The organism is Ruegeria sp. A5, from assembly GCF_056543005.1.
Genome location: NZ_JBQGAV010000007.1, coordinates 1 through 25,712, shown reverse-complemented (window position 1 = coordinate 25,712; position 25,712 = coordinate 1). Strand labels below are relative to the sequence as shown.

Sequence of the window (25,712 nt, the reverse complement as noted above, 5' to 3'; positions counted from 1 at the left end):
TTAACCATTGTTGTTCATATAGATTCAAACGTATTACCCGGGGGTTGGAGCAATGGCCGAATGGATCGTTCTGGCCGCAATCAGTGTGGTTTCGGCCAGCTTTGCGATATTGTGGCTCTTGCCACGCCATCAGGCCAAAACAAGAGATTTCGGGCTGTCAGCGCCCGGAGCGCTGTTCGATGTTGTCTTCCTGTTCGATGGCGACCGGTTGATCAGCCACTCCGATATTGCGCTGGCAGGTTACGAATCCGTCAGCAACTGGGCTGATCTGCGGCGTTTGCTGCAACGAGATTTTCCCGCTTTCCCCGAAACGCCCGAGATTGTCCGGTCCGGGGGCAACATCGCCGTTTCAGCCATCGACTGCACAGTCGAGCGCGAGGTTCTGTGCGAGTGGATCGACGGTATCATTCGGGTTCAATTACGTGATCTGACGGGGACCATCCCTGCGCCACGCCGTGACCAGCGCGATCCAATTCGTTTGGCGATGGAGCAGGCGCCCTACCCTGTTTGGCTGATAGATCACCGTGATAAGGTGGGCTGGTGCAATGCGGCCTATGTACGGTTGGTTCGCAAGATCGCGGGACCGGATGCCGATCTGACGGACCCTCTGTTTCCTTCTCACAGGGACGAGGCGCAGCTGAGTCGAAAAACCCGTGTCTCGATTCCGGTCAGGGACAGCGATGCCAAGCTCTGGTTTGACCTGACCCAGGTCGCACACGAACAGGATCAGTTGTGTTACGCGGTCGATATCAACGCGATTGTCGAAGCCGAGACAGCACAGCGCAAGTTTGTGCAGACCATGACCAAAACCTTCGCACAGCTCTCCATTGGCCTAGCGATCTTTGACCGCAACCGGCAACTGGCCCTGTTCAATCCAGCGCTGATTGATCTGACCACCCTGCCACCCGACTTCCTGAGCCTGCGCCCAAGCCTGTCCAGCTTTTTTGACCGGCTTCGCGACCAGCACATGATGCCCGAGCCTAAGAACTATCGCAGTTGGCGGCGCCAGATGAACGACCTTCTGGAGGCGGCACAGGACGGGAACTATCAGGAAACCTGGTCGCTGCCATCAGGATCGGTCTATTCCGTCAGTGGTCGCCCGCATCCCGATGGGGCCGTGGCTTTCCTGTTCGAAGATATCACCGCCGAAATCACACTGACCCGACGGTTCCGCGCTGAAACGGACCTTATGCAATCCATTCTGGACAAGCTGGCTGATGCCATCGCGGTGTTTTCGGATGACGGTTCGCTGGCGATCACAAATTACGCCTATCAGGTGTTGTGGGGCGACAGCGGCGAAGTAGGATTCGAACCAGCAACGGTGCTGGAAATCACACGCCAATGGCAGGAGCACTGCACCGCCACGCCGATCCTTGGCGAGATCCGCGAATTCGTCACCGCGCGCGAGAATCGGGCCGAATGGTCGGCTGAACTGATCCTAAAATCCGGCGGCTCTTTGAACTGCACGGTCAGCCCCATGCAAAACGGGGCAACAATTGTCCGTTTCGCCTCGGACAACCCGGTCAGGAACATCACGGAAATACAAAAAATCAGCGCGTGAACCGGTTGCAGCCGACCCGGCGCAGGTTCATTGTGACGCCATGAACGCACCGCTGACTCTGACCTCGAAATCCCCATTCGACACTGCTGAAGTTGCCACCAAACTGGGAGGCGCATTGCAGTCTGGCGATACTATCCTGCTTGAAGGTACCATCGGCAGCGGCAAAACCCATTTCGCACGCGCATTGATTCAATCTCTTCTGTCCGCTCCCGAAGATGTGCCTTCGCCGACCTTTACTCTGGTTCAGGTTTACGAGACGCAGCTTGGAGAGGTCTGGCATTCAGACCTCTATCGTCTTTCTGCCGTGGAAGAGATCGAAGAGCTAGGGCTGGTCGACGCCTTCGACGCCGGCATTTGCCTGATCGAGTGGCCTGAAAAGCTGGGTCCTCTGACGCCAGAGCCGGCCTTACTGATCCGGTTCACCACAGACGCCAACGAACAAGATACGCGACAACTTAAGATGTCGTGGACAGACCCGAAATGGAACGCCAAGCTGGAGGGGATCCAATGACGAACCGGGCCATTCTGGCAGAAGCCTTGATCGCGCAGACACCATGGAACGACGCACGGCATACGCCTTTGGCAGGTGATGCCTCGAACCGCCGGTACGAGCGTCTGACCGACCCTGTCACCGGCCGGACCGCCGTTTTGATGGATGCTCCGCCCGACAAGGGCGAAGCTGTTGAACCCTTCGTGCGTATGTCGAAATACCTGTGTTCCATTGGGTTGAGTGCGCCGGAAATCTACGCCGAGGACTGCGAATACGGGTTTCTGTTGCTCGAAGATTTGGGCGACGATCTGTTCGCACGCGTCTTGCGGGACGATCCGACGCTTGAGCGCACGCTGTATGACGCCGCAACCGATGTACTTGTCCATCTTCACGCGGCGCCGACGCTTTCGCTAGACAGTTACGACCCCGCTATGATGACCGAATTGGCGGCGCTGTCATTCACGAAATATGCACAAGGAATTCTTGGGTCGCACGACGACGAGGCCCGCGCCCGGTTCGAGCTCCGCTTTGCGGATATCCTGCACCGGGAAACCGGCGGAACGCGGGTTGTTGTGCAACGCGATTACCACGCAGAAAACCTGATCTGGCTGCCCGAGCGCGAAGGTCTGGCGCGCGTCGGTCTGCTGGATTTCCAAAGCGCGATGCTGGGGCATCCCGCCTATGATTTGATGTCACTGCTACAGGATGTGCGTCGGACTGTGCCCGCCGGGATCGAGATGAGGATGATCGACCGCTATATCACCGCAACCGGCGTCGATGGGCATGATTTCCGCACCGCATATGCTGTTCTGGGCGCACAGCGTAACCTGCGCATTCTGGGCGGTTTTGCCCGGCTGGCGACCGATTATGGAAAGCCACACTACGTCGACCTGATCCCGGCTGCGTGGGCACATTTGATGCGCGATCTCGAACATCCCGCGTTGGTGCCGGTGGCAGACCTGTTGCGCAGCGCCCTGCCCGCCCCAAACCCCGAGAACCTGGCAAAGCTGAGGGCGCAATGACCGGCACACCCCAAGCTGCAATGCTGTTTGCCGCGGGCTTTGGTACTCGCATGGGTGCCCTGACCAAAGACCGGCCCAAACCGCTGATCGAGGTGGCCGGGCGGCCCCTGATTGATCACGCACTGGATCTGGTCGATGCGCTCAGGCCGTTGCGGGTTGTTGCCAACCTGCACTACCACGCTGATCAGTTGGCTGATCATCTGGCGGGCTGCGACGTTATGATATCGCGGGAAGAACCGCGCATTTTGGATACTGGTGGTGGGCTGCGCGCAGCGCTACCTCTGCTTGGATCCGATCCCGTTTTCACCTTGAACAGCGACGCGATCTGGGCTGGGCCCAACCCGCTGAATTTACTGAAGGATCAGTGGAATCCGGAAAAAATGGATGCGCTGCTGATGTGCGTTCCAGTTGGGCAAACCCTTGGCCACTCCGGCCCTGGTGACTTCACTCAGGACAGCACAGGGCGGATCGTCCGCAGTGCAGGTCTTGTTTACGGCGGGGTACAAATTCTGAAAACCGAAGCGCTGCATGACATCGCTGAGGACGTGTTTTCATTGAACGTGTTGTGGGATCGAATGCTGCAGCAAAAGCGCCTGTTCGCACTGTCTTACCCCGGTCGCTGGTGCGATGTGGGGCGTCCCGAGGGTATTGATCTGGCCGAGGGGCTGATTGCCGATGTTTGAGCCCAGCGCCCTGCCCCGGGTCTTCGCCGTTCCTCCGGGAGCGGATTTTCCCAAGGTGTTGGTTGACGGGCTACATGAGCGGTTTGTGGGGCAGCCGCCCGACGCGCTGGCCCGGGTGCAACTAGTGATCAACACCCGCCGGATGGCGCGCCGGGTGCGCGATCTGTTTGATCAGGGTCCCGCTTGCCTTTTGCCACGCCTCTCTTTGGTCACCGATCTTGGCGAAAGCGCCGATCTGGCGCAGATCCCACCCGCAATCCCGCCTCTGCGTCGCAGGCTGGAGCTGACGCAGCTGATCGCAAAACTGCTAGACCAGCAACCCGATCTGGCGGCCCGGTCCTCGCTGTTCGATCTATCTGACAGCCTGGCCGGGCTGATCGACGAGATGCAGGGGGAAGGTGTCTCTCACGATGCGATCAGGCAACTGGATGTCAGCGACATGTCCGGCCATTGGGCACGGGCGCAGGCCTTTATCGGCATCGCCGATCAGTTCATGGAATCCGGTTCGGACGCGCTGGATGCGCAGGCCCGACAGCGGCGCGTGGTCGAGAACCTGATCGCGCGCTGGGAGGCGTCGCCGCCCGAACATCCTGTCATTCTGGCAGGCTCTACCGGGTCTCGCGGGACCACCCTGATGCTGATGCAGGCGGTCGCGCGTCTGCCTCAGGGGGCGCTGGTGCTGCCTGGCTATGATTTCGATCAGCCTGAACATGTTTGGCACAATCTGGATAACCCGCTGACATCTGAGGATCATCCTCAATACCGGTTCCGCAAGCTGATGCTTGGGCTAGGGCTTGGCCCGGATCAAATCCGGCCATGGACCACGGATCAGGCCCCTTCACCTGCCCGTAACAAGCTGATTTCGCTTGCATTGCGCCCTGCCCCGGTCACCGACGCATGGATGACTGAAGGCCCGCTCCTGCCCGACCTGAACGGTGCGACCAAGGATGTGACGCTGATCGAGGCGCCCTCGCCCCGGGCCGAGGCCTTGGCCATTGCGCTACGCCTACGGCAAGCCGCCGAGACCGGCCAGACCGCCGCGCTAATCACCCCCGACCGGATGCTAACCCGGCAGGTCAGCGCCGCACTGGACCGGTGGAATATCCTGCCCGATGACAGCGCGGGCCTGCCACTGCAGCTGTCTCCGCCCGGGCGGTTCCTGCGCCATGTCGCCGGGCTGTTCGCGCGCCGCCTGGATGGCGAGGCTCTGCTGACGCTGCTCAAACACCCACTGTGCCATGACGGGGGCGACCGGGGCAGCCACCTGCTGCATACCCGCGATCTTGAGCTTGACCTGCGTCGCTATGGCCCGCCCTTTCCCGACAGCGCCAGCCTGACCGCTTTCGCCATTCGTACTGAAGCGCCCGAGGACTGGGTCCGCTGGGTTACCCAGACATTTTGCGATCAATACGACCCCACCGAACAGCCACTGCCGGACTGGGTCGCCCGGCTTCGCACGCTGGCCGAGATGATCTCGGCAGGTGCAACCGGTGAATCTGGCACATTGTGGGACAAGAACGCGGGCCAGAAGGCGCTTGCGGTGATCTCTACTTTGGAAGCCGAAGCACAGCATGGCGGCGCGATGACCGCCCATGACTTTGCCGACCTTCTGGGCGCGTTGTTGGCAGGTGAAGAAGTCCGCGACCGCGATGCACCTCACCCGCATCTGATGATCTGGGGCACGCTGGAAGCGCGCGTTCAGGGTGCGGATCTGCTAATTCTGGGTGGCTTGAACGAAGGCAGCTGGCCCGAGGCTGCGGCACCCGACCCCTGGCTGAACCGTCAGATGCGCAATGAGGCCGGTCTTTTACTGCCCGAACGCAGGATCGGCCTGTCCGCGCATGACTTCCAGCAGGCGGCAGGTGCTGCAGAGGTGGTTTTGACCCGCGCTACCCGCTCGGATGATGCGGAGACCGTACCATCCCGTTGGCTGAACCGCATGACCAACCTGTTGCAAGGCCTGCCTGAACAGGGTGGAACTAGGGCGTTAGAAGCAATGCAAGCGCGGGGCCAACGGTGGCTGGATTGGGCAGAGATGCTGGAACATGCACCCCGAATCGCACCCGCGCACCGCCCGTCGCCACGACCACCCGTCGCGGCGCGGCCACGGCGGCTATCGGTGACCGAAATCAAACGCCTGATCCGCGATCCGTACGCCATATATGCCCGACATGTCCTGCGATTGAGACAACTGGACCCGCTGGTTCAGGCGCCAGATGCCCTGCTACGCGGTATCGTCATCCACGAGGTGATGGAACAATTCGTGCGCGACAGCGTTCTGGATCCGGCTTTATTGACCCGAGAAAATTTCCTGAAACGCGCCAAAGCTCTGCTGGACGACCACGTTGCGTGGCCAACTGCCCGAAAGCTGTGGCTGGCGCGGCTAGAGCGGATTACCGATAGCTTTCTGTCCGCCGAGATTCACCGCCGCGCCGATGGCGGGGCTGTAGCATTTGAAGTTGGAATGCGGCTGGCGTTGACGCCGCTGGACTTCACCATTGCCGGACGTGCCGACCGAATCGATCGAAGCGGGCAGGGGGCTTTGCGTATCATCGACTACAAGACGGGCACTCCGCCAACGGAAAGTCAGCAAGCCAAATTCGACAAACAACTGCTGATCGAGGCCGCAATGGCCGAGCAGGGCGGTATCGAAGGATTCGATCCGCTTCCCGTTGCACAGGCGATCTTCATTGGCATGGGCGGCACCTATAAAGAAGTGCCCGCACCGCTGCAGAAAGAGCCGACCGACAAGGTGCTGGCCGAACTGAAAGAGCTCATATCAGCCTATTTAGAGCCTGATCAGGGGTTCTCTTCACGCAGGATGCTGCACAAGGACACAGATATAGGGGACTATGATCACCTCGCCCGGTTCGGCGAGTGGGATCGTTCAGCGGAAACCGAACCGGAGGACCTGACATGACCCCCCGCAATGATGCCACCGAACGGCAGGTTCAGGCCGCGCGCCCGGACGCCTCAACCTGGCTGGCGGCCAATGCGGGCTCGGGCAAGACCCGGGTGCTGACCGACCGGGTGGCGCGGCTGTTGCTGGATGGCGTACAGCCGCAGCATATCCTGTGCCTGACCTATACCAAGGCCGCGGCCAGCGAGATGCAGAACCGGTTGTTCAAACGTCTTGGCAAATGGGCAATGTTGGGCGACGGCGACCTTCAGTCTGAGTTGGTCGAACTTGGCGTACCAGGCCTGATCGATCCCGACCGGTTGGCGCAAGCACGGACCCTGTTTGCCCGCGCTATTGAGACGCCTGGTGGACTGAAAATCCAAACGATCCACTCCTTCTGTGCTTCGCTGCTGCGACGGTTCCCGCTTGAGGCAGGGGTCAGCCCTCAATTCTCCGAAATGGAAGACCGGGCTGCGGCGTTGCTGCGCGAAGAGATCATTGAAAGTTTTGCCGACGGCCCTCAGGCCGAATTGATCGAAGACGTTGCCCGCTTTGTCACCGATACCGGTTTTGACAAACTGACTGCCGCTGTTGCGCAGAAACGAAATCAGTTTGAACATGTGCTGCAATGGCCGGACATTCTGCAACGGTTTGATCTGCCCGAAGGTTTTGATGAACAGGTCCTGCTGCGTAACGTGTTTCTGGGCGGTGAGGTCGAACTGATCCAGTCCATTTTGCCCGCGCTTTCGGAAAGCGGAGGGAACAATGCCAAGGCCGCCGACAAGCTTGTCGGTTTTACCGACGCCCGGCTGAGCAAACTGACGATACTTGAAAACGTCCTATTGACGGGTAAGGGCGCGAAAGAGCCCTTTGCCGCAAAACTCAACAGCTTTCCAACCAAGGCGCTGCGTGAAGGGACGCTGGCAGATCGGATGCCCCAGCTCGAGGCCCTGATGCTGCGGGTCGAAGCCGCGCGGGAACAGCGACTGGCGCTGGTTGCGGCCCAGAAAACCCACGTATTACATCGCTTTGCCGCGGCCTTCCTTCCGGAATACGAGCGGTGCAAGCAGGTTAGGGGTTGGCTGGATTTTGATGACCTGATCCTGCGCGCACGTCAGGTGCTGAACGACCCGGCGGTCGCAGAATGGGTGCTGTACCGGCTCGACGGTGGCATCGATCACATTCTGGTGGACGAGGCGCAGGACACCAGCCCGGATCAATGGGACGTGATCGAAAAATTGGCTCAGGAATTTACCAGCGGGGAAGGGGCCCGATCCGGCGTTGAGCGCACGATCTTTGTGGTCGGCGACAAGAAACAGTCAATCTATTCCTTCCAAGGTGCCGACCCGCAAGCCTTTGACCAGATGCAGGCCGAATTTGGACGAAAACTTCGAGAATCAGGCTCTAAACTGTGGGATTCAACGCTGGAATATTCATTCCGCTCGTCCAGCGCGATCCTTGGGCTGGTCGATATATTGTTCGAAAACCATATAGAGGCCGGGTTCCACAAGGATGCCTTACACCGGGCATTCAAGGCCGATCTTCCTGGGCGCGTCGACCTATGGCCGGTGATCGAGAAGGTTGAAGACGAGGATGACACCGATTGGACCGATCCCGTTGATCGACCCGGCGCGCGGCATCACACCGTCATTCTGGCAGAACAGGTTGCCCGGTCGATCAAGGATATGATCAGGGGTGGCGCCACCATTCCCGATGATGGCGACGCGTCGGGGACATTTGTCCGGCGCAAAGTGCAGCCCCGCGACTTTCTGATCCTTGTCCAACGCCGCTCAGACCTGTTTGCCGAGATCATTCGCGCCTGCAAAAGCGAGGGTCTGCCCATCGCGGGGGCAGATCGCCTGAAGGTGGGCGCGGAATTGGCGGTCAAGGATCTGGCTGCTTTGCTTAGCTTTCTGGCCACACCCGAAGACAGCTTGTCACTGGCGACAGTCCTGAAATCCCCACTGTTTGGCTGGACGGAACAACAGTTGTTCGATCTGGCTCATCGCAGGGAGGAAACTTATCTATGGGCAGCGTTGCGCAATCGTGCCGAGGAGTTCCCGGTAACGCTTGCGATTCTGAACGACCTACGCGGTCAAACCGACTTTCTGCGTCCTTATGATCTGATCGAACGTATCCTGACGCGCCATGACGGGCGACGCAAACTGCTGGGTCGGCTTGGGGCCGAGGCTGAGGATGGTATCAACGCGTTACTGTCGCAGGCGCTGGCCTATGAACGGACAGATATCCCAAGCCTCACCGGTTTTCTGGTCTGGATGCAAACCGACGATCTGGAGATCAAGCGCCAGATGAGCGGAGTCGGCAATATGATCCGGGTGATGACCGTTCATGGCTCGAAGGGATTGGAATCACCGATCGTAATCCTGCCGGACACTGGTAAACGACAGCCACCACGAGATGCCGAGATCATGATGGCGGGCGATACTCCGTTGTGGAAAGTGCCTTCTGATGCCTCACCTGCATTGATCGCAGCTGCGCGCCAAGAAGCCAGAACGCGCGAAGAGAATGAGCGGCTGAGGCTACTCTATGTGGCTCTAACACGGGCAGAAAAGTGGCTAATAGTGGCGGCCGCCGGGGATGTAGGCAAGGATGGCAACAGTTGGTATCAGATGGTTGAGGCCGCGATGGCGCGGGCAGGGGCTAATCAGGTGCCCGGCACCCAGACCCTTCGACTGGCGCATGGAGATTGGGAGGCTTTGCCTGCCGTTGAACAGGGCAGCATCCCGCACAACGAACAGCATTTGCCTGTATTTTTTGACCACCCCGCGCCAAATGTACCCGCGCCAGCCGAAACGCTCAGCCCCTCTGATCTAGGGGGTGCGAAGGCCTTGCCCGGAGATGCGGGGCAGAATGAAGAGGCGGCGAAACGACGTGGATCGCAGCTGCATCTGTTGCTCGAACATCTTCCTGCTGCCGCACAGGATCAATGGCCGCAGCTTTGCGCACGGCTTCTGGCCGATATGCAAGATGTTGAGCGGCAAGATCTGCTGACTGAGGCCACATCGGTGCTGACGGCCGAATATCTGAAACCGGTCTTTGGCTCGGATGCGCTGACCGAGGTTTCGGTCTCTGCCGATCTGAACGGCACACGAATGCATGGGGTCATCGACCGGCTGATTATCACGGATACAGAGGTGCATGTGATTGATTTCAAATCCAATGCGACTGTTCCGACCGGGCCACAATCCTGCCCCGAAGGGCTGTTGCGACAGATGGCGGCCTACGCCCATGCCCTGTCGCAAATCTATCCCAATCACAGTATCCGCACCGCTATCTTGTGGACGCGAACCGCACACCTGATGTGGTTGCCACACGATATGGTGACGGACGCCCTGACACCGAACCCTATATCTTGACCTTGCCCGGTGCCGCACCTAGGTTCTGAGCCCAAGCATTCCCAGTCAGGAGACAGACATGTCGACCGTAGCCGTTACCGACGACACCTTTGACGCCGAAGTCAAGAATTCCGATATCCCCGTCGTGGTGGATTTCTGGGCCGAGTGGTGCGGCCCCTGTAAGCAGATCGGCCCCGCCCTGGAAGAGCTGGCCAGCGAATATGGTGGCAAGGTGAAGATTGCCAAGGTCGATGTCGACAGCAACCCAAACTCAGCCGCGGCCATGGGCGTGCGCGGCATTCCGGCGCTGTTCATTTTCAAAGACGGTCAGGTGGTTTCGAACCGCGCTGGCGCGGCCCCGAAGGCGGCCCTGCAAAGCTGGATCGACGAGTCGATCTGACCTTCGCTAGTGTGCGAACGAAAAAAAGGCGCCCCGCATTGGGCGCCTTTTTTTGTTAAAGCCACTGCGTGACAAGAGTTTAGACTCACTTGATGGTCCACCTCACCGATACTCCCGCGCCGTCTTTGTGGGTAAATGTAACGGTGTCGTCTGCGATTGAAACCACCTGACAGTCGTGGGGCATCACTTCACCGACGATCACGATTCTCCGACAGTAATACCTGTCTTTCCACTCCCACGTGCCGCTGATACTGCCACCTTTCGGGCCTTTGCCCTCAACCGTGCCGTCCTTGTGAATAGTCACCCAGGTTTCGCCCTGAACCAGCTTCTTATCAACGATCAGGTTCATAAATTTCGCTTTGTTTTCTATGACTTCAGCGGATACGCTTGGCGCCAGAAGTCCAAACAACAACAATGATGACATGAGCCGAAAATACGTCATGGAATCAAACCTTTCATAGATCGTGTGCTTAAACAGACAGAATTCTAGTCGATAGCGGCGGTACACACCAAACATTCGGGTTTCGTGGTTTGGCCGGATGCAGTTCACTGTACTGGTTCTTTCAATTCGCAAGAACTCGTGCAGATTGTCGGGTCATCAGGAATAAGGAGGCGACATGCCCAAAACTCGGGTATTGGTGGAATTCGGTATGGGTACGTCGCTTCGGCGCGAAGACTATACCGAAGCAGCGCTGCGCGCGCTCAAGGATGCGCTCTGGCATAACTCGATCAATATGGCGGAATTGTTCGGATTCCCGAAAGAGGCCATGATCATCGACGCGGAAATCGGAGTACAGCAACCGGACCGGGTGGATTCGCAGGCGTTGAAGGCCATTTTCCCCTACGGCCAGCCCAACATCACGGTCACACATGGTGGCTTGGATATCGACAAACCCCATTTTGAAGGTCGCACGGTGATCGCCAACGCCGCGATCGTTGTCTCATTTGATATGGAGCCCGCCCGATGACGGAAAAACGCATCATTCTGGAGATGGGGACCGGCAACGATCTGTATGGTCAGGACTATACCAAGGCCGCGCGCCGCGCTGTTCAGGACGCGCTGCACCACTCGTCCATCACGCTGTTTTCCAAACTGGGCATCAGTCATGAGGAGATGCGCGTTGAGGTCACGATTGGCGTTCAGCAGCCTGAGAAGGTTGATTGTGATCTTGTCGCCTCGGATCTGCCGCGGGGCCGCGCCTCGGTTCGGGCGGTCAAAGGGGGACTGGATGTCGAGGATGCCGAGGCGGGTACCCGGCATGTCGTAGCCACTGCTGCAGTTGAGGCTTATCTGCCTGATCTCGCAGGTAAATTCGTCGAAAACTGAAAAAGAAAAAGCCGCTCAATCGAGCGGCTCATCTTATAAGTGTTCAAATCCTGGATCAGAACTTGGAGATATCAGCGCGGGTCAGCCCGACGTCTTCCAGCTGCTCGTCGCTCAGTTGCGACAGTTCGTTGCGTGTCTGATATGACTTGTACCATTCGACAACGTTTTCGAATGCATGAGAGAATGCGTCCACTGCGTGCAGGATGGTGACTGCTCCGCGCGGCGCATGGGTTTTTGCGATTGCGTTTGCCATGTGCTTAGTCCTTTTAACAGAAACAGCCGACCCGTTGTCGGTTGTAAGCCTCATGTAACTCCGGCGGCTGAGTCTCACAAATGCTGACTCAACAGCCCCGGTTTGCGTTTACTGCATATCTTTTGGGCAGTTTTAGAACCGGTTGCGCAGAACCCGTGCCCGGCCCATATATGGCAGCACGGATAACGGAGGCATTCATGGCAGACAGCGATTTTCCCGGATGGCACGGCACCACTATTATTGGCGTCAAGAAGGGCGGGCAGGTTGTCATCGCCGGGGACGGGCAGGTCAGCCTGGGCCAAACCGTGATCAAGGGCACTGCGCGAAAGGTGCGTCGCCTGACACCGGGCGGGTTCGAAGTGGTCGCCGGATTCGCCGGATCTACGGCGGATGCGTTCACGCTGCTGGAACGTCTGGAAGCCAAGCTTGAGGCGACGCCCGGCCAACTGGCGCGTGCTTCGGTCGAGCTGGCCAAGGACTGGCGCACCGACAAGTATCTGCAGAAGCTCGAGGCGATGCTGATTGTGACCGACGGCAAGGATCTGCTCGTGATCACTGGGGCAGGGGACGTGCTTGAGCCGGAACACAACGTCGCTGCAATCGGGTCGGGCGGCAACTTTGCCCTGGCGGCGGCCCGTGCGATGATGGATAGCGACAAACCAGCCGAGGATGTAGCGCGTGAAGCTATGGCAATTGCTGCGGATATCTGCGTGTATACCAACGGCAATCTGACGGTTGAGACGATCGGGTCATGAGTGCGGTTCTGGCAGCGATATTTGGTGGGCTGATTGGCGGCATTGTTGGGCCGATTGTGCTTGAGGAATATCGGAACCGGAAGCACGCCAAGACATGGAAAGAGCCTCGCAAGAAGCTGCTTGAGTCCATGTTGAGGGATACGAAGTACAAGTTCAAAACTCTGGAACGGCTCAGCAGAACAATTGGCTGCACCGAAGATCAGACACGCTCGCTATTGATCGAGCTGGAAGCCAGAGGCGCTGTTTCAAAGAAGACCAAAAAGGAAATTTGGGCACTGATCGAGCGCGCGCCATTGCAGGAAAGCCAGCGCAAACTTGACGAAGAAGAAATCGAGGAAGAGCAGGAGTAGGTGACCCTTTCCGCTCTATCGGCTGTTCTTTACGCCAATAGCGCTTTGATCTCTTTCCCCTTCCACCTCAGATGCATCCCGATCAGGCCCATCAAGGCAGTGGCAATGACGATATAATACGGCACGCGGATGTCGATGCTCATCAATCCGCCTCCGATCAGGGACATGATACCGCCTGCTAGGCAGAACACGGCTGTGGTCACGCCCATGACCCAGCCCTGATCCGTTTCCGCAACGCTGGACGAGAACAGGCCTAGCAGCGTCGGGTAAGAAACGCCGAAGAAGAAGTAGAAGAAAAAGACCGGAATATAGCTCAGCACCCCGCTGGGGCTGAATGCGAAGGCAAAGCCACAGATCACCATGGTGACCAATGAGGTGTAGATGATCTGGTGCTTGCTGAACCTCTCTTGCGCTGGTTTCACAAGGAAGGTGCTGGAAAAGGCCAGCGCAACGCCAATGACCACCATCGCCATGCTGCCCCCTATTACGCCATAACCCCACGCGCTGGTCAGGAAGTTGTCGACGAATACATAGAAAGTAACGTTGGCGACCATGAACAGGGCGTAAACTGGCATGATCTTCAGAACCAGCGGGTGCTCGCGCACAGCAATAAGACTGTCGGTGATGTCGCGTGGGCGGAATACAAAAGGTTCACGCTCGGTTCTGGTATCCTTAAAGAACGCGGTCACAAGAAAGATTGCAATCAGGACCAGTACAAACGCCCCGTAGAAAGGCGTTTTCAATGTCGCCGCGCTGCCCAATAAGGCTGCATCGGACAGAACCGCGCCTATGATCGGTCCTCCGACCAAGCCAAAGCTGACACCGGTCACAATATAACCCATGTTGCGGTCGCGGTCGGCAGCGTCGGTGCTGCCATCGATCATCGCCGCTTGTGCGATGGGCTGATTTCCAGCCGTAAACCCGGTGATCGAACGACCAATGATCAGCAGAAGCAGGCTGTTGAGATAAAGCGCTGCGATGGTCAGGGCGTAGCCGACCAGCGCCCCGGTCAAACAGACCAGAAGAGCATTCTTGCGCCCGATGGAGTCTGAAACTTTCGAGACATAGACCACCCCCAGAAACCAAGACAGGAAGAAGCAGCCGATCACCAGACCATAATAAAAGTGCCTTGTGCCCATGGCCGTGCTTTCCGGCAAGAAGCCGGACTTCGTTTCCATGATCAGGGAGTTGATGATGGGAAACACCAGCCCTTGTCCGATCAGGTCAACAAAGACCACAAACAGCAGGGTGATCTTGGCAATCTTGGTCATGAAAACGCCCCCAGTTCCAATATCTTGGGGCGAGTGTAACAGACAGTTGCCCTGTCACCTAACGGCGTGTCAGAGGCCGGAAAGCCCGACCCCTGAAGGGTGTGATTACTTCAACGAAGCAACGCCCAGCGGGACGCTGGCAACCTCGCACCAAATGTAAACTTCGTTGTAGCCCGAGACATCCATGGTTGGTGGCACGGCATAGGATTGCTTGCCGGTCAGGTGCAGCAGCGCGCCCAGTTTGCTGTCTGGGGCGTATGTGCCGTCCTTGCCAAATGCGACACGCGGGTCGGGGCCGTTGTCCAGCGAAAAGTCGTCGCCCAGTTCAACGATGTAACGCTCGCCATCTTTGACCAGTTTTACCGAACCGGTAGTGACGTGGTTCGAGCGGCCTTCAAATGTGCCTTTCTTTTTTGCGCCACCGGCCAGGGCAGCGGTGGTGCCGACCAGAGACAGGGCCGCGCCGGTAGCTGCAGCTTTCACAAAAAGCGAACGACGAGTCATCATGATGAGGTATCTCCCTAATGTCATACGGACGCAGAGTCCGTCGCGAAAGGTTATGCCGCAGACGCTGTGCATCTGGCGATTCACATCACCACGAAATTCCGTGTGCTGCCCGTGAGTTGCCGTGATCTTCTCGTGATCGGCTTGTGTTTTCGCGCCGTATGATTAGGTTCCGCTGCGAAACATACGGATAGAACACATATGACCGACCTGACCCCGCGCGAGATTGTCTCGGAACTGGACCGCTTTATTATCGGGCAGAAAGACGCGAAACGCGCCGTCGCCGTGGCGCTACGCAACCGCTGGCGGCGCAAGCAGTTGCCAGATGACATCCGCGATGAGGTCTATCCGAAAAACATTCTGATGATCGGACCCACCGGCGTTGGCAAGACCGAGATCAGCCGCCGTCTGGCCAAACTGGCCCGCGCACCCTTCATCAAAGTTGAAGCCACCAAATTCACCGAGGTCGGCTATGTCGGTCGGGACGTTGAACAGATCGTGCGTGATCTGGCTGACGCCGCAATCCTGCAAACCCGCGAGTATATGCGCGAGGATGTCAAAGCCCGCGCCCATCAGGCCGCCGAGGATCGCGTGATCGAGGCGATTGCAGGAACCGACGCCCGCGAAGCGACGCGCGAGATGTTCCGCAAGAAGCTGAAGGCTGGTGAGCTGGACGATACCGAAATCGAGTTGGAACTGTCAGATACCACGAACCCGATGCCGATGTTCGATATTCCGGGCCAGCCGGGTGGTCAGATGGGGATGATGAATCTGGGTGATATCTTCGGCAAAGCCTTCGGTGGACGGACCGTCAAGAAACGCATGACTGTGGCTGAAAGCTATGAGGCGTTAATTGGCGAAGAGGCCGACAAGTTGCTGGACGACGAAACCGTCAACCGTGTGGCTTTGGAATCCGTCGAACAGAACGGCATCGTGTTTCTGGATGAGATCGACAAAGTCTGCGCCCGATCCGATGCGCGCGGGGGCGATGTCAGCCGGGAAGGGGTTCAGCGCGACCTGCTGCCTCTGATTGAGGGCACCACTGTCAGCACCAAACATGGCCCTGTGAAAACCGACCATATCCTTTTCATCGCATCCGGTGCGTTTCACATCGCCAAGCCCTCGGACCTGCTGCCAGAACTTCAGGGCCGTTTGCCGATACGCGTGGAGCTGCGCGCCCTGACAGAAGAGGATTTCGTACGTATCCTGACCGAGACCGACAACGCTCTGACCCTGCAGTATACTGCCCTGATGGGCACTGAAGAGGTCAAGGTCAGTTTCACCGAAGACGGGATCGCAGCCTTGGCCCGGATTGCGGCGGATGTGAACCAAAGCATCGAGAATATCGGTGCGCGGCGGCTTTACACGGTGATGGAGCGCGTGTTCGAAGAGCTTTCGTTCACCGCACCGGATCAGGCAGGGGCTGAGATCACCGTCGATGCAGGTTTCGTGAACGACAATCTTGGCGAGCTGACAAAATCCACAGACCTCAGCCGTTACGTTTTGTAACAGGTGCCAGCCGGATTTTGCCAATGAGTCGTGCCCTCAGGCTGGACGCGGGGCGGGAATACGGTAGCGTAGCCCTGTAACTTCACAGGGGCAGAGCGTGCTGCGCTATTTCATCATCATTGTGACGCTGTCTGTGCTGACCGCCTGTGCGGATCGGTCTATCACAGAGATCACACCCGAAGCCCTTAAGGTCGGCTCCCCCGCCACGGTCTTTGCCGCCACTACCCGGGCGCGCGAGCCGGATGGCAGCTACGGAGCTAACCGTGCCGAGGCATTGCGTTACCTTGAGATGACCGTCTCGATTCCGCCGTCGCACACGCCGGGTGAACTCAAGTTCTCATACGCGAACCCGAATCCGAACAAACAGTTTGTCGTGGCCGATGTTACCGAGTTCTCTGGTCCGCAGGATCTGAAGTCCCGTCTGCGTGGCGTGGATGACGTGGTCATCTTTGTTCACGGGTATAACGCCACGCAGACCGAGACCGCATTTCGGGCCGCTCAGCTGAGCCATGATATCGGTATCCCCGGAACTATTCTGATTTATTCCTGGCCCAGTAAGGCACGCGGCACCGGTTACGCCTATGATCTGGACAGTATGCTGTTTGCCCGAGACGGGCTGGAACAGACCATTAGATTGCTCAAATCAATGGGCGTAAAGCGGGTCGTCCTGATAGCGCATTCGATGGGCAGCGCACTATCGATGGAGATGATGCGGCAAGCCGAACTGCGCGAGCCGGGATGGGCAAGCCGCAATCTTGAGGGGGTCATCCTGATCTCACCTGATCTGGATGTGGATCTGTTCCGATCCCAGATGAACAGCATCAAGAGCCCGCCCGACCCGTTTGTGGTGATGGTGTCCCAGAAGGACAAGATTCTGAACCTGTCGGCTCGGCTGCGCGGCACCGCGGACAGTCAGAGGTTGGGTAATATCAGTTCGGTCGACGCATTGGCCGAATATCCGATCAGCGTGATCGACACGACTGCATTCAACAGCGATGCGGGATCATCTCATTTCGTGGCGGCGACGTCTCCGGCGCTGCTGGCCATTCTCAGTTCGGTCCGCCGGGTCGGCAACACCTTTGGCCCCGACCGGCCTGGCATCGATGTCCTTGTCCCACCCAGCGAGCGCAGCGCAGATGGAGCGACCGAGATTGTGCTGACCGAGACCGGACAGGCGCAGGTCAGCGCGCCCTGATCAGGCACGCATTCGATGATCGGGGTCCAGCGATGGGATCGCATCCAGCAACCGCTTGGTATAGTCTTGCTTGGGAGCGGCAAACAGTTCGCGCGTTGGGGCGCTTTCGACGATCTTGCCGTGATACATCACAACCACAAATTCGCAGGTATGGGCCACAACCGACAGATCGTGGCTGATGAACATGAAGGTCAGGCCCATATCTCGCTGAAGGGATTTCAGCAGGTTCAGGATATCCGCCTGAATCGACACGTCCAGCGCCGCCACGCATTCATCGGCAACTACAAATCGCGGGTTGCAGGCCAGCGCCCGCGCAATCGAAATCCGCTGACGCTGACCGCCCGAAAACGCGTGCGGATAGCGTCGCAGATGTTCAAGGTTCAACCGGCATTTGCCCGCAATCTCGCGAACCCGCGCATCGGTTTCCTCACGCGATGCGGTCAGGCCCATCACCTCCAGCGGTTCGGCTATGATATCACGCACGGTCATCCGAGGACTAAGCGCCGCGTAAGGGTCCTGAAAAATCAACTGAGCCCGACGGCGATAGGACTTGAGATCGGTTGCTGACATTTTGGTCAGATCGAACTGCTCTTCACCATCATCATAGCTTGCGCCACCGCTGGTGATTGGAACCGCATTCAGCAATGCGCGGCCAAGTGTTGTCTTGCCCGAGCCGGACTCGCCGACCACCCCAACAAAAGCCCCTCGCGGGATTTCGATCGAGACGTTGTCGACCGCCTTCAGCGTGCGCTTATTAAACAACCCGCCACCAAGGGGAAATTCGACCGACAGGTTTTCGGTTTTGATCAGTGCATTTGTCATGGCTGGCCTGGCACGTCTTCGGGGAAAATGGCTGCGAAATGGCCGGGGCTGACCTCGGTCAAGGGTGGGCGTTCCGTTTCATATCGCGATCCGGGTTTGAGTTCCGGGTTGCGTGGATGGAACACGCAGCCTGATGGCCGCTCCAGAGGTGAGGGGATATCGCCAGGGATCGGGGTTAGCGGTGCGTCCAGATCATCGAGTTTGGGTAACGCGTTCAGCAGGCCACGCGTATAGGCATGTGCCGGATGGCGGATCACCTCACGCACAGGTCCGCTTTCCATGATCCGACCCAGGTACATCACCGCAACCCGGTCGGCGGTTTGGGCGACGACGCTTAGGTCATGGGTGATGAAGACGATGCCCATGCCGAACTCGGCCACCAGATCCTTCATCAGATCCAAAACCTGAGCCTGAATGGTCACGTCCAGCGCCGTTGTCGGCTCATCCGCGATCAGCAGTTTGGGCTTGGTCGAAAGCGCCATGGCGATCATCGCCCGCTGACGCATCCCGCCCGACAATTCGAAAGCGTATTGGTTGAACCGGGCCGCTGGTTCAAGGATACCCACTCGGTCCAGCATTTCGATCGATAGTTCTTTGGCCTGCTTTTTGCTGAGGTCCGTGTGGATCAGCAACTGTTCAACCATCTGCTTGCCGATGGTGATCGCGGGGGCAAAGCTGGCCATCGGCTCTTGAAAGATCATACTGATCGCCCCGCCGCGCACAATCTCCATGTCCCTGGGCCGCTTCAGCGCCATGATATCAACCGGGCCGCTGTCGAGATGCAGATCGATCCGGCTTTCCGGCGCATAGATCGCGTTGGGTGGATTTAGTTTCATCAGTGACTTTGCCGTCACTGATTTCCCTGATCCACTTTCGCCGACCAGCCCGAGCACCTCGCCTGGAGCGAGTGAAAACGAAACATCCTCGACCGCCGTGATCAACCCTTCATCGGTTTTGAACTGAACGGACAGGTTTTCGACATCGATCAGGCTCATTTGCGGGTCTCCGAATAAGGATCAGCCGCATCGCGCAGGCCATCGCCAACGAACACGAAAGACATCACGAGAACGACAAAGAAGATGACTGGGATGAAATACCATTGGTAATTCAGCAGAACATCCGCCTTAGTCACATTCTGCAACATCACGCCAAGTGAGTTGACCGGATCTTTCAGCCCCAGCCCGATAAAGCTGAGCGCGGTTTCGCTGAGGACCATATAGGGGAACGAGATCACCAGATCGACGATGATGTAGCTGGTGAAGCTGGGCAGCAGATGACGCCGGATGATGTGGCCCGGCGACGCGCCGCACAGTTTCGCCGCAAGCACGTATTCCTGATTGCGTTCCGTTAGCAGATGGGTACGCACCCGCCGCGCCAGCGTCGGCCAGCCGACCAGTCCCAATATGGCCGTTATCACGAAAAACCGTGTCTCGGCCGACCATTCCGGCGGGATAAAGGCCGCAATCGCCATGAACAGAGGGATGGCCGGGACCGTTCGGATCGCATCGGTGATCATTTGGATCACACTGTCGACCATTCCACCGTAATATCCGGCCACCCCTCCGATCGCGAGCGCCAGCACGAACGAAATCATCACCCCAAGCGTTCCGACCTGTAGCGACGTCCAAACCGCATGCAGTGTACGGCTGAAGATATCCTTGCCGGCACTGTCGGTTCCGAACAGGTGAACATAGCCCTGATCGACACCAAACAGGTGGATGTTACCGGGAATGACTCCAAACAGCTTATATTTGTCGCCCCGAACGAAGAACTGGATATATCGGCGTTCATCCTCGTTCACTTTCTCGACCCAGCGGAAATTGGTCGCCAACGAGCGTTCGCGGGTTACCCCGTGCAGGAACGGGCGGATCGAGCAGCCATTCTTGTCGCAGAATTTTGGAATCTGCGGGGCTCCGTTCAAATAGTCTTTGTCACGCCCTGCGGCGGTCGGATCGTAAGGCGACAGGAACGGAGCAAAGATGCCCGACACGATCAGGACGACCAGAACTGTGGCCGCAATCATCGCCGCGCGCTGTTTCTTGAATCGGGCCCAGATCAACTGACGCTGCGAGGCGGTGAAATAGGCTTCTTTAGCCTTTTGGTTGTCGATTGTCGCAGTCATCTGGTCACCTGAGGATACTTTTGCGCACGCGCGGATCGATCACCGCAAGCAGAATGTCGGTGAAGAAATTCAACGTCACGATTGATGCCGTCAGCAGAAAGATGATGGCCCCCGCAAGTTGCTGATCATTGGACCGCGCCAACGCTTCAAGCAAAAGCGCCCCGGCTTCGGTCAATGTCAGGATCAGCGCCACAATGGGCAGTTCGTTGAAGATCCGGTTCAGGTCAAAGCCAAGGCTGTTGACGATCGGCCCCAGCGCATGACGGGCCGGATAGCGCCATAACAGGCGGCGGCCATAAATGCCCCGCGCGGCAGCAGCGGTGACATACAGCTTCCCGATCTCATCCGACATCAACGCGCGCACGGTCTGCAGCGCAAAGGCTGTGGCCGACCAGCCCAGAATGAAGATCGGCAGCCAGGCGTGTTTCAGCAAATCAAGGAACTTGCCCCAAGACCAAGGCGCTTCTTTGTACTCGGGCGAGAACAGCCCGGTCAGAGTCTCGCCGAAATAAACGGTTGAAACCAGCATCACCATCAGGGCCAGCAGGAAGTTCGGCATCGCCAGACCCAGATAGCTGACGATCCGCAGCGAGTTGTTCAGTACCGCACTGCGCGAGGCGGCAGAAATGATGCCCACAGGGATTGCAATGGCATAAGCCAGCGTCAAAGCGCCAAGGCAGATCCACAGCGACAGCCAGAACTTGTCGCCCAGCAGCTGTGCAATATTCACCCGCAGGATGCAGCTTTCGCCGAAATCGCCACGAAACGCCCCTGACAACCAGGTGGCCCATCGGGTCAGGAACGGTTGATCCAACCCCAGTCGGGCGCGTTCTGCTGCAACGTCAGCAACGGTGATCGCGGACCCTTGGGTGTTTTTATACGCCAAATAGCGCTCGGCACAGTCACCAGGCACCAGTTCCATCAGTGAAAAAACAATCAGCGATACGATGACCAAAGTGACCAACGCCATAACCGCCCGGGTGGCGGCAAATCTGCAGAATTGCAACATATCTGTCCCCGCGGGATGCGTGAAGGCGGGCGCGGGCGCCCACCTTCTTATTTTCTCAACCTTATTCGCTCAGCCACCACTGTGCGGGGCGGTAAGGATAGGTCCGATAGAACTCGTAAGACTGCGTTTTGAACTCGGTAAAGTTCTGCAGGTTGTTCGAGTGATAGATCGGGGCAGGAGCATTCACGGTACCCAGGAACAGCAGCTCGCCGGTCATGATCTCGACCATCTTCTGCGCGGCGGATACTGACGCATCAGAGCCGGGTGCACTGGACTGATAGGTGTCCAATGCAACCTTCAGATCCGCGACCCAAGCCGGCGGCTCAACACCGTTTTCACCGTTTGAACTGATGTATTCAGCCCAGAGCATACCTGTGCGTACGTCGAAATAGCCATCAAACGGAGGCACCCAGATCTCGCTGTCCCCGAGGATCGACCCGGCTGGCTGGCTCTTCAGCCATAGGCCCATATCCAGCGAGTTGGCCGTTTGTGCGGCGCGGAATTCGTCGGATGTCACCTCTTTGATCGCGGTGTTGACGCCAACGTCTTTCCAGTTCTGAGCAATCAGTTCCACCAGTTGCGCCGAAGCTGGCTGGGTCGAGAACTGCCAATCCAGAACAAACGGATCACCATTCGGCAAGTCGCGGAAGCCATCACCGTCCTTGTCGACAAGACCTACTTCGTCCAGCAGCGCATTGGCGCGCTCTGCGTCGAATTCGATCTCATGGTTCGACCATTTTTCGTCGATGAAATCGGGACGTGGCGAGAAGCCGATGTACTGTGTCGGTGTTCCCAGACCAAAAGCAACAACCTCGTTCAGCTGGTTGCGATCCATCGCAACAGACATCGCAGTTCTGAACCGGATATCGTTAAAGATCGCGCGCTTGGCCTCGTCTTCTGCGGTCACGTTGAAGGTCAGAACCGGATAGCCGATCGAAGGCTTCACCTCGACCGTGTAGTTACCGTTCTCCTGACCTTCGAGCAGCACCGGAGCGGATGTCAGGTTAACACCCTGCGATTTGTAATCGACCTCGCCATTCAGCAACTTAAGGGTGCGAACTTCTTCGTCCGGAACGTAAGTTTCATCCATTTCCGAAATGTAGGGAAGCTGGTTACCCTGCGTATCGACCTGGAAGAAATAGGGGTTGGCCACGTAGTGACGACCCTCGGTGCTCTCCTTCACAAGGATATGGCTCTCCAGCGTCGGCATGGTGTCGGTGGGAAGACCCGCCAGTTTGTCACCGGCTGTCAGCATCGGAGATGGCGTATCCATCCAGTCCGAGTTGCCATAATAGGCCTTGATCAGCTCGTACCCGTTTTCATAACCAAGCGCCTGCGCGTTGGCGTCGGCGTTGTCATCCAGCGCCGGGTGGAACTTTTCAAAGAAATGCTTGGGCTGGTAGGGCTGCACATAGGTGAACGAGAATGTCTCGGTCAGGCCAGGCTTGGGCGCGGCAAGGGTAAAGCGGACGGTGGTGTCGTCCAGCGCTTCGACATTCATGGGCTCACCGCCCGCCAGTGCATAATCCTTCGCTTCGGCGATGACATTGGTGTCCATCATCAGGTTATCGTACCAGAAGACGATATCCGCCGCCGTAAATGGCGCGCCATCCGACCACTTGTGGCCTTCACGCAGATTCACGGTCAGCACGGTGAAGTCATCGTTCCATTCCCAGGATTTCGCCACGTTGGGCACCAGGGTCTGCAGGTCGTCGGAATAGCGGAACAGGTTGACGTGACGCACCGAAAGGAAGTCCGAGGTGCCGCTTTCTGTGGCGTTGGAGAGCGCGTCCAGAACACCGCCATACTGACCTATCGAGTCATAGGGTACGATGACCAACGGGTCAGCCGGCAGACGATCTGCCACGGCCGCAAGATCGCCATTGCCACGGATCATGCCGTTCAGATCCCCAATAGCCGGGTTTTCTGCAAAGCTGAGCGTACAGTTTGCAGCTGATTGAAACTCGGACAGATCAAACTGCTGAGGATAAGCACCGGCTGCGACGCCCTGCATATCCGCGACGGTTGCAGCAGGACAATTGGCCCAGGCCGCGCCCCCGATTGTGGCAAAGGCCACACCAGACATAAGAAGCTTTTTCATGTTTTCTCCCTAGGTTTTGTTTATTTCGTTTTGCGTTTCCGAGAGCCCGATTTGCCCGCTTTGCTTTCGGAGGTTTCTTTGTTCTTTTTTTGCTTCCGGGGCTCTGTTTCATCTGGCCCGGATTTGACATCGTATTGCGATGCAATGTGCACTTGGACCCCAGCTTGCTTGAGAACGGGTGCAAACGCATCAGGTGGCGCGATATCGGTCACCAGATCCGTCACCTTGTCGAACGGGCAAGACACGTTGGCTGCCTTTGCACCGAATTTGGTGTGGTCCGCTGCAACGATCATGCGATGCGTGTTCCCTTGCAGCGCACGGGTCAGATCCGCCTCTAGCGGGTTCGAAGCCAATACGCCTCCAACCAGCGACAGTGCATCCGCGCCGCAGATCACCGCGTCATAGCTGTACTGACACGCCAGTTCTTCAGCTGCACGGCCAAAACTGCCTCGTTCGGAGCGGATTACTTCGCCCCCTGCCAGAACGGCGCGCGTGCCATTGTGATCGGCCAGGGATGCGACAACTGACAAAGAGTTGCTAACGACGGTCAAACCCCGCAGCTCACGTAGTTGCTCGGCCACATGAGTCATGGTCGAGCCAACGGTGATGAACAACACCATCTCGTCCTCAAGCAACCCGCAGACCCGCCTGGCGATGTTGGTTTTCTCGTCGGCATTATACTCCAACGCGCCCGAAAACATCGGTGTATCCTGCGCCCGAGACAGAAATGTGCCGCCATGCACACGCTCAACCTTGTTCGCGCGCGCCAGTGCCTTGACCAAACGACGCACAGTTTCCTCAGAGACGTCCATGATCTGGGCGATCTGAGTGTTGCGCGCTGACCCCCCCAGCCGCGCAAGGACATCCAGCAGCTCTCGGCCACGATGTGGGATGGTTACGCTATCATCATCCATTTTCAGACTCGGTCACATTTTCGCGCAAAAATCCACAATAAATGTAAATCTTTTGCGACAATTTTGGTTTTTTTGTCTTTTCCGGTCAACATGGCACAACAAACCTGCAGTTTCATGCGGCGTGACAGGTGGATTTCAGATCTCTCGCAAGAATCATTCAACTCATCCCAGCATGTGTTCATGACGACAATGCGATCAGCGTCACGCCAGCAGCCATCATCACGGCCGCCAGAAGGCGTCGCATGGGATTGCCCTCACCCAGGAACAGAAATCCGATTAGGGCCGCGAAGATCACTGAAGTTTCGCGTAAGGCTGACACGACGCCAAGCGGAGCGAAATTCTTGGCATAAAGCACTAGGCCGTAAGCCGTCATCGACACCATTCCGCCTGCAATCCCGATCACCCAGATGCGCAGAGGCAAATCAAGCACACGCGCGCCTCGCCGTAGCGCGACAAAGCCCACAACAAAGATATGCAGAACCGAATGCCAGGCCCAATAACTCAGGATGTTGCCTGACACCCGCACGCCCAGGCCATCCACAAGCGAGTAGATGGAAATAAAGCAGCCCGTTCCCAATGCGAAAACAAGCGATGCCCTACCGACCCCTTGCCTCAAAACCGACCAGCTGGACAGTTGAATGCCGGTGGCAATCACCGCGATCCCAATCCATGCCTGCGTCGGCAGATGTTCGCCCGCAAATATTACGGCCCAAAGAGCGACCAGCGCAGGAACCACACCGCGCGCGATCGGGTACACCACACTGAGATCACCATGCCGGTAGGCCTGATTCAGCATGTAGAAATATCCGAAATGAACGACAGTCGAACCTGCCAGATATGGCAGGCTCTCGACATTCGGCAGCGGCAGAACCGCTACCATCAGCGCCCCCGGGATAACATGCCCCAGTGCAACCAGACCCAGCGTGACCGTTCGGTCAGCGGCTGTTTTTACAACCGTGTTCCAGATCGCATGCAGCAACGCGGCCGCAAGGATTATGAGAACGATTTCAGCGCTCACTGTCAGATCGCCACTTTAAACAGCTCAGTGATGTTTTGTTGGTTGAGTTGGATTGGATTCCCTCCGCATGAGGGGTCGATGATTGCGCCTTGTACCAGTTCGGGGATGGCGGCTTTGGTGACGCCGAGGTCGGAGAGTTTGCGGGGGATGG

24 protein-coding genes and 1 pseudogene are annotated in these 25,712 nt (G+C 57.8%); 13 read left to right on the top strand and 12 right to left on the bottom strand.

The window, feature by feature from the left end:
• The first annotated feature begins 52 nt into the window (after positions 1-52).
• From ACR0AY_RS15365 to trxA, 7 genes are read left to right on the top strand one after another with little or no spacing between them, the layout of a single operon-like run.
• Entirely contained in the window at positions 53-1,561 is a 1,509-nt protein-coding gene (locus ACR0AY_RS15365) for a PAS-domain containing protein (protein ID WP_170407929.1), read from the top strand.
• Positions 1,562-1,601: 40 nt separating this feature from the next.
• Positions 1,602-2,072 (top strand): tRNA (adenosine(37)-N6)-threonylcarbamoyltransferase complex ATPase subunit type 1 TsaE, encoded by a 471-nt coding sequence (gene tsaE / locus ACR0AY_RS15360; RefSeq protein ID WP_170407927.1) that lies wholly within the window; start codon positions 1,602-1,604, stop codon positions 2,070-2,072.
• Positions 2,069-3,073: an aminoglycoside phosphotransferase family protein gene (locus ACR0AY_RS15355; RefSeq protein ID WP_480454370.1), complete on the top strand. Its 1,005-nt coding sequence runs from the start codon at positions 2,069-2,071 to the stop codon at positions 3,071-3,073. The genes tsaE and ACR0AY_RS15355 overlap by 4 nt, the downstream gene beginning before the upstream one ends.
• The gene (locus tag ACR0AY_RS15350; protein WP_170514208.1) at positions 3,070-3,756 is read left to right on the top strand and encodes a nucleotidyltransferase family protein; all 687 of its coding nucleotides are present in this window, start codon (positions 3,070-3,072) and stop codon (positions 3,754-3,756) included. Before ACR0AY_RS15355 ends, ACR0AY_RS15350 begins: the two co-directional genes overlap by 4 nt.
• Positions 3,749-6,676 carry a double-strand break repair protein AddB gene (gene addB, locus ACR0AY_RS15345; protein ID WP_170514205.1) on the top strand — a complete coding sequence of 976 codons (2,928 nt, stop codon included), beginning with the start codon at positions 3,749-3,751 and terminating at the stop codon, positions 6,674-6,676. Before ACR0AY_RS15350 ends, addB begins: the two co-directional genes overlap by 8 nt.
• A complete protein-coding gene (addA, locus tag ACR0AY_RS15340) occupies positions 6,673-10,032 on the top strand; it encodes a double-strand break repair helicase AddA (RefSeq protein WP_170514202.1) in 3,360 nt (1,119 codons plus the stop codon). Before addB ends, addA begins: the two co-directional genes overlap by 4 nt.
• A 58-nt stretch (positions 10,033-10,090) precedes the next feature.
• Positions 10,091-10,411, top strand: a complete 321-nt coding sequence (trxA, locus tag ACR0AY_RS15335) for a thioredoxin (protein WP_170397826.1) — start codon at positions 10,091-10,093, stop codon at positions 10,409-10,411.
• Positions 10,412-10,496: 85 nt separating this feature from the next.
• On the opposite strand, the gene ACR0AY_RS15330 is transcribed toward trxA, so the two are convergent.
• Positions 10,497-10,760, bottom strand: coding sequence for a hypothetical protein (locus ACR0AY_RS15330; RefSeq protein WP_170397824.1), 264 nt, complete (start codon positions 10,758-10,760; stop codon positions 10,497-10,499).
• Positions 10,761-11,028: 268 nt separating this feature from the next.
• On the opposite strand from ACR0AY_RS15330, the gene ACR0AY_RS15325 reads away from it, so the two are divergent.
• Positions 11,029-11,379, top strand: coding sequence for a Lin0512 family protein (locus tag ACR0AY_RS15325; protein WP_170514198.1), 351 nt, complete (start codon positions 11,029-11,031; stop codon positions 11,377-11,379).
• The gene (locus ACR0AY_RS15320) at positions 11,376-11,738 is read left to right on the top strand and encodes a Lin0512 family protein (RefSeq protein WP_170514195.1); all 363 of its coding nucleotides are present in this window, start codon (positions 11,376-11,378) and stop codon (positions 11,736-11,738) included. The genes ACR0AY_RS15325 and ACR0AY_RS15320 overlap by 4 nt, the downstream gene beginning before the upstream one ends.
• Before the next feature lie 55 nt (positions 11,739-11,793).
• Here the strand turns inward: ACR0AY_RS15320 and ACR0AY_RS15315 are convergent, their stop codons facing one another.
• A complete protein-coding gene (locus tag ACR0AY_RS15315; protein WP_170397815.1) occupies positions 11,794-11,991 on the bottom strand; it encodes a DUF1127 domain-containing protein in 198 nt (65 codons plus the stop codon).
• Positions 11,992-12,188: 197 nt separating this feature from the next.
• Here ACR0AY_RS15315 and hslV point away from each other — a divergent pair, with 197 nt between their 5' ends.
• Positions 12,189-12,746 carry an ATP-dependent protease subunit HslV gene (hslV, locus tag ACR0AY_RS15310; RefSeq protein ID WP_170397812.1) on the top strand — a complete coding sequence of 186 codons (558 nt, stop codon included), beginning with the start codon at positions 12,189-12,191 and terminating at the stop codon, positions 12,744-12,746.
• Positions 12,743-13,096 carry a hypothetical protein gene (locus ACR0AY_RS15305; RefSeq protein ID WP_170425354.1) on the top strand — a complete coding sequence of 118 codons (354 nt, stop codon included), beginning with the start codon at positions 12,743-12,745 and terminating at the stop codon, positions 13,094-13,096. The genes hslV and ACR0AY_RS15305 overlap by 4 nt, the downstream gene beginning before the upstream one ends.
• 29 nt (positions 13,097-13,125) lie before the next feature.
• Here the strand turns inward: ACR0AY_RS15305 and ACR0AY_RS15300 are convergent, their stop codons facing one another.
• A complete protein-coding gene (locus ACR0AY_RS15300) occupies positions 13,126-14,367 on the bottom strand; it encodes an MFS transporter (RefSeq protein WP_170514192.1) in 1,242 nt (413 codons plus the stop codon).
• Between the two features lie 105 nt (positions 14,368-14,472).
• On the bottom strand, positions 14,473-14,874 hold the full coding sequence (locus ACR0AY_RS15295; RefSeq protein ID WP_170514189.1) for a DM13 domain-containing protein: 402 nt from the start codon (positions 14,872-14,874) through the stop codon (positions 14,473-14,475).
• A 198-nt stretch (positions 14,875-15,072) separates the two neighbouring features.
• On the opposite strand from ACR0AY_RS15295, the gene hslU reads away from it, so the two are divergent.
• Together hslU and ACR0AY_RS15285 are read left to right on the top strand one after the other, a co-directional pair.
• A complete protein-coding gene (gene hslU / locus ACR0AY_RS15290) occupies positions 15,073-16,380 on the top strand; it encodes an ATP-dependent protease ATPase subunit HslU (protein WP_170514186.1) in 1,308 nt (435 codons plus the stop codon).
• 97 nt (positions 16,381-16,477) lie between these two features.
• Positions 16,478-17,575 (top strand): alpha/beta hydrolase, encoded by a 1,098-nt coding sequence (locus ACR0AY_RS15285; RefSeq protein WP_480454367.1) that lies wholly within the window; start codon positions 16,478-16,480, stop codon positions 17,573-17,575.
• Here the strand turns inward: ACR0AY_RS15285 and ACR0AY_RS15280 are convergent, their stop codons facing one another.
• From ACR0AY_RS15280 to ACR0AY_RS15245, 8 genes and pseudogenes are all read right to left on the bottom strand, one after another.
• Positions 17,576-18,397 carry an ATP-binding cassette domain-containing protein gene (locus ACR0AY_RS15280; RefSeq protein WP_170514181.1) on the bottom strand — a complete coding sequence of 274 codons (822 nt, stop codon included), beginning with the start codon at positions 18,395-18,397 and terminating at the stop codon, positions 17,576-17,578. It lies immediately after the preceding gene.
• Positions 18,394-19,392 carry an ABC transporter ATP-binding protein gene (locus ACR0AY_RS15275; RefSeq protein ID WP_170407909.1) on the bottom strand — a complete coding sequence of 333 codons (999 nt, stop codon included), beginning with the start codon at positions 19,390-19,392 and terminating at the stop codon, positions 18,394-18,396. The genes ACR0AY_RS15280 and ACR0AY_RS15275 overlap by 4 nt, the downstream gene beginning before the upstream one ends.
• The gene (locus tag ACR0AY_RS15270; protein ID WP_170514177.1) at positions 19,389-20,519 is read right to left on the bottom strand and encodes an ABC transporter permease; all 1,131 of its coding nucleotides are present in this window, start codon (positions 20,517-20,519) and stop codon (positions 19,389-19,391) included. The genes ACR0AY_RS15275 and ACR0AY_RS15270 overlap by 4 nt, the downstream gene beginning before the upstream one ends.
• Positions 20,520-20,523: 4 nt before the next feature.
• Positions 20,524-21,528, bottom strand: coding sequence for an ABC transporter permease (locus ACR0AY_RS15265; RefSeq protein ID WP_170397787.1), 1,005 nt, complete (start codon positions 21,526-21,528; stop codon positions 20,524-20,526).
• Between the two features lie 61 nt (positions 21,529-21,589).
• Entirely contained in the window at positions 21,590-23,629 is a 2,040-nt protein-coding gene (locus tag ACR0AY_RS15260; protein WP_170514174.1) for an ABC transporter substrate-binding protein, read from the bottom strand.
• 20 nt (positions 23,630-23,649) lie between these two features.
• On the bottom strand, positions 23,650-24,543 hold the full coding sequence (locus ACR0AY_RS15255) for a DeoR/GlpR family DNA-binding transcription regulator (RefSeq protein WP_170514169.1): 894 nt from the start codon (positions 24,541-24,543) through the stop codon (positions 23,650-23,652).
• 178 nt (positions 24,544-24,721) lie between these two features.
• Complete coding sequence (locus ACR0AY_RS15250) at positions 24,722-25,561, bottom strand: EamA family transporter (protein ID WP_170397778.1); 840 nt, start codon at positions 25,559-25,561, stop codon at positions 24,722-24,724.
• A gap of 2 nt (positions 25,562-25,563) precedes the next feature.
• Positions 25,564-25,712: pseudogene (locus ACR0AY_RS15245) on the bottom strand (iron-containing alcohol dehydrogenase); the annotation flags it as partial.

Bases quoted from the DNA above. Each gene is read 5' to 3' on its own strand.
- ACR0AY_RS15315 (WP_170397815.1), bottom strand. From the start codon at position 11,991: ATGGCAAACGCAATCGCAAAAACCCATGCGCCGCGCGGAGCAGTCACC.
- ACR0AY_RS15355 (WP_480454370.1), top strand. From the start codon at position 2,069: ATGACGAACCGGGCCATTCTGGCAGAAGCCTTGATCGCGCAGACACCA.
- hslU (WP_170514186.1), top strand. From the start codon at position 15,073: ATGACCGACCTGACCCCGCGCGAGATTGTCTCGGAACTGGACCGCTTT.
- ACR0AY_RS15330 (WP_170397824.1), bottom strand. From the start codon at position 10,760: ATGAACCTGATCGTTGATAAGAAGCTGGTTCAGGGCGAAACCTGGGTG.
- hslV (WP_170397812.1), top strand. From the start codon at position 12,189: ATGGCAGACAGCGATTTTCCCGGATGGCACGGCACCACTATTATTGGC.
- ACR0AY_RS15255 (WP_170514169.1), bottom strand. From the start codon at position 24,543: ATGGATGATGATAGCGTAACCATCCCACATCGTGGCCGAGAGCTGCTG.
- ACR0AY_RS15280 (WP_170514181.1), bottom strand. From the start codon at position 18,397: ATGACAAATGCACTGATCAAAACCGAAAACCTGTCGGTCGAATTTCCC.
- ACR0AY_RS15265 (WP_170397787.1), bottom strand. From the start codon at position 21,528: ATGTTGCAATTCTGCAGATTTGCCGCCACCCGGGCGGTTATGGCGTTG.
- ACR0AY_RS15270 (WP_170514177.1), bottom strand. From the start codon at position 20,519: ATGACTGCGACAATCGACAACCAAAAGGCTAAAGAAGCCTATTTCACC.
- ACR0AY_RS15350 (WP_170514208.1), top strand. From the start codon at position 3,070: ATGACCGGCACACCCCAAGCTGCAATGCTGTTTGCCGCGGGCTTTGGT.
- ACR0AY_RS15295 (WP_170514189.1), bottom strand. From the start codon at position 14,874: ATGATGACTCGTCGTTCGCTTTTTGTGAAAGCTGCAGCTACCGGCGCG.
- ACR0AY_RS15300 (WP_170514192.1), bottom strand. From the start codon at position 14,367: ATGACCAAGATTGCCAAGATCACCCTGCTGTTTGTGGTCTTTGTTGAC.
- ACR0AY_RS15260 (WP_170514174.1), bottom strand. From the start codon at position 23,629: ATGAAAAAGCTTCTTATGTCTGGTGTGGCCTTTGCCACAATCGGGGGC.
- addB (WP_170514205.1), top strand. From the start codon at position 3,749: ATGTTTGAGCCCAGCGCCCTGCCCCGGGTCTTCGCCGTTCCTCCGGGA.
- trxA (WP_170397826.1), top strand. From the start codon at position 10,091: ATGTCGACCGTAGCCGTTACCGACGACACCTTTGACGCCGAAGTCAAG.
- ACR0AY_RS15320 (WP_170514195.1), top strand. From the start codon at position 11,376: ATGACGGAAAAACGCATCATTCTGGAGATGGGGACCGGCAACGATCTG.
- ACR0AY_RS15305 (WP_170425354.1), top strand. From the start codon at position 12,743: ATGAGTGCGGTTCTGGCAGCGATATTTGGTGGGCTGATTGGCGGCATT.
- ACR0AY_RS15325 (WP_170514198.1), top strand. From the start codon at position 11,029: ATGCCCAAAACTCGGGTATTGGTGGAATTCGGTATGGGTACGTCGCTT.
- ACR0AY_RS15275 (WP_170407909.1), bottom strand. From the start codon at position 19,392: ATGAGCCTGATCGATGTCGAAAACCTGTCCGTTCAGTTCAAAACCGAT.
- addA (WP_170514202.1), top strand. From the start codon at position 6,673: ATGACCCCCCGCAATGATGCCACCGAACGGCAGGTTCAGGCCGCGCGC.
- tsaE (WP_170407927.1), top strand. From the start codon at position 1,602: ATGAACGCACCGCTGACTCTGACCTCGAAATCCCCATTCGACACTGCT.
- ACR0AY_RS15365 (WP_170407929.1), top strand. From the start codon at position 53: ATGGCCGAATGGATCGTTCTGGCCGCAATCAGTGTGGTTTCGGCCAGC.